The sequence below is a fragment of the Rhodopseudomonas sp. BR0G17 genome (genome assembly GCF_010907025.1).
Classification (GTDB): Bacteria; Pseudomonadota; Alphaproteobacteria; order Rhizobiales; family Xanthobacteraceae; genus Rhodopseudomonas; species Rhodopseudomonas palustris_H.
This window is the reverse complement of record NZ_QUML01000141.1, coordinates 1-455: the sequence shown is the minus strand read 5'-3', so window position 1 is coordinate 455 and position 455 is coordinate 1. Positions and strand designations below refer to the sequence as shown.

Genomic DNA, 455 nt, shown 5'->3' with positions numbered 1-455 from the left:
GGTGAAACGGCGTCGGATACCGGCAGGGCGCGGCGGATCGCTTGGCCGGCGGTCCTCTCACTCAGCCACTGAGCCTGGAGCTTTCCGTGCGCCCTGCCGTCATTGCCGCGACCGGCCTCTACACCCCGCCCGACAGCGTTTCGAATGCCGAGCTGGTGGAGGCGTTCAACACCTATGTGGCGAATTTCAACGCGGCGAACCAAGCGCGGATCGAAGCCGGCGAGATCGAGCCGCTGCAGCCGTCGTCCTCGGAATTCATCGAGAAGGCCTCGGGTATCAAGTCGCGCTACGTGGTGGCCAAGCCCGGCATCGTCGATCCGGAGATCATGCGCCCGATCATTCCGGAGCGCTCCAACGACGAACTGTCGATCCTCGCCGAGATGGCGGTGACCGCGGCCGAGCAGGCGATCGAACGCTGGGGCAAGCCGCGCGAGCGGATCGGCGCGGTGCTGTGC

1 pseudogene is annotated in these 455 nt (G+C 66.6%); it reads left to right on the top strand.

Annotation, left to right across the window (positions count from 1 at the left end):
* Positions 1-86: 86 nt before the first annotated feature.
* Positions 87-455 (top strand): annotated as a pseudogene (locus tag DY467_RS25575) (beta-ketoacyl-ACP synthase III); the annotation flags it as partial.